The 1992-nt window shown below is 61.0% G+C and carries 3 protein-coding genes; all 3 read left to right on the top strand.

The window, feature by feature from the left end:
* A partial coding sequence (locus tag NTD88_RS20600) for a bacteriophage T4 gp5 trimerisation domain-containing protein (protein ID WP_410017300.1) occupies positions 1 to 606 on the top strand: 606 nt, incomplete at its 5' end.
* Positions 603 to 1475 (top strand): DUF4123 domain-containing protein, encoded by an 873-nt coding sequence (locus tag NTD88_RS20595; RefSeq protein ID WP_262153374.1) that lies wholly within the window; start codon positions 603 to 605, stop codon positions 1473 to 1475. The genes NTD88_RS20600 and NTD88_RS20595, both read left to right, overlap by 4 nt.
* A gap of 23 nt (positions 1476 to 1498) precedes the next feature.
* The coding region (locus NTD88_RS20590; RefSeq protein ID WP_315975169.1) for a toxin VasX at positions 1499 to 1992 on the top strand (494 nt) is incomplete at its 3' end.

Here is a 1992-nt window from a genome sequence, read left to right as displayed (position 1 = left end):
CAGAAGGACCAGAACAATGTGGTCAAGAATGACGAAACCACCTTTGTCGGGCATGACCGCAGTGAAGACATTCAAAACGATGAGCGTCTCAAGGTCGGACATGATCGCCATGACGCCATAGCCAATGATGACCGTGCAGACATCGGACGCGATCAACTCACCACCGTTGGCAACGACCAGACAGTGGTCATCAAGCGAACCCAGCAGATTTCGATAACCCAGGATCGAATCGAAGAAATCGGCAACAGCCGGGTCGACACGATTGGCGCCAACCACACCGCCAGCGTTGGTGGCCATGTCGAGTTGACGATTCAGGGATACCACCAATTGCAGGCTGCACAGGCCATCCGCAATCACACGAAAGAATACGAATGTTCCGCGGACACGATTCGCTGGAGCACGCCAGGCGGCGTGCTCACGCTTGATGCCGGTGGTCTCCGGTTCAATGGGGCAGCGGTCATTTACAAGGCCGACGCTATCGATCTGGTCAACTCCGGTGGGGGCTCTGCGAATGATCTGGCGGGACTCGCGAACACAGGCGAACCGATCTGCGTCGGTTGCTGGCTGAAGGCGGCCTCCGAGCATCAAGCATTGGTGAAGCTATGAACACAGTGGAAGACCAAATCCTGAACCAGCTTGATGCGCTTGGGCCGACAGCACATCTTCTGGCCGTATGCGACATCGCGGGACTCGATGGGGAATTGCGCGACGCCGTGCATGAGCGTTTTGCGGGAAACGCCTTGCCCTTGCTGCAAGAGCCGGCCTTGCACGCGTTACACCCTCACAGTCCACTGTTATTAAAGGCCGCATCCGCCGACAGCAAAGGACACACCGTGCTGGCCGGAGCCTTCACTGGCAGGCTGCGCAACGCACTGCACGGTTGGATAATCAGCACCGTTGCTCCCGAGCGTCTCGTCGAACACCTGGCACAAGCTCTCGTGGCCCGCGGCCCGGATGGCGCCGCCTATCTATTGCGTTACTACGACCCTTGGGTGTTGGCAGTGCTCTATCAGCAAGCTCCGCCGCACTGGTGGCGCGAGCTCATCACGCCGATTGCCTCATGGTGGATTCCCAAGTCCGACACCAAAATTCAGCTCTGGGCCCGGATCTCCGGCTTGGGCGCGGCCCATGCCAAGCCGCTGTCGCCATTGATGATCGACCAGCCACTCTGGCAGGCCCTGACGGGTGATCCGCTGCCTCATCGCCTGTTGCGCACGGTGGAGACCCAGGCTCCGGATCTGCTCGACAACCCCTGCCGGGGCGTGCGGTTGGCACGCGTCGAAGCGCTGGTGAACAGCGCACGCGAGGCCGGGTTGTCCACGCACGACGATCTTCACGACTACGTCTTCCTTTCCCTGACTAAAGGTGCGGCAAGCCTGGCTGCCGACCGCAATTGGCTGTTCGCCATGCGCGCGGTGGTTGCGGGTAAAGGTCGTCTTGGCGATCTGTACCTCGCTTCTTGCCACCAGGCGTAGTCAAACAAACGAGAGCACTCCCCATGTCCAAGCCTTCCCGCTCCTTGAGCGACCTGCTCACCATCAGCCGCGAGGCCTCCAACCGAAACAGCAGCAATGAGCCTGACGGTCCTTGTGTCAGCTGCAAGCGCACCCTCACGATCTTGCCACTGCGCTACAGCGTGATGTCCGGCCTGGACCGGGCCATCGTCGAAAAGCTGGCTCCGATGCTACCCCCTCACCTGGGCAAGCGCCTGGCGCCCTCGCTTGCTCACAGCCGCTACGCCATACGCAGCGTGCGCGAGGGCTACGTCTACGTGTTGGTCAAGCGCACGGGCAAGGACTACGTGTGCGAAGCCACCTACCGGGCGCACGACAGCGGTTTGCTGGAGCCCGTGCTGCCCCTCTATCCAGGCACTCCGGTGGGTGGTGTCCTGGCGCTGGGAGGATGGACCCTGACCGTAGCGGATCCGGAAGATGTGGACGAAGCGCGGCTGTTGTTCACACCGGATCCACTCAGTGCCGACATGCTCGAGCG

Origin of the sequence: Pseudomonas sp. 20P_3.2_Bac5, from assembly GCF_025466035.1 — a bacterium.
Classification (GTDB): Bacteria; Pseudomonadota; Gammaproteobacteria; order Pseudomonadales; family Pseudomonadaceae; genus Aquipseudomonas.
The sequence above is the reverse complement of the archived record's forward strand: the minus strand, read 5'-3'. Positions and strand labels throughout refer to the sequence as shown.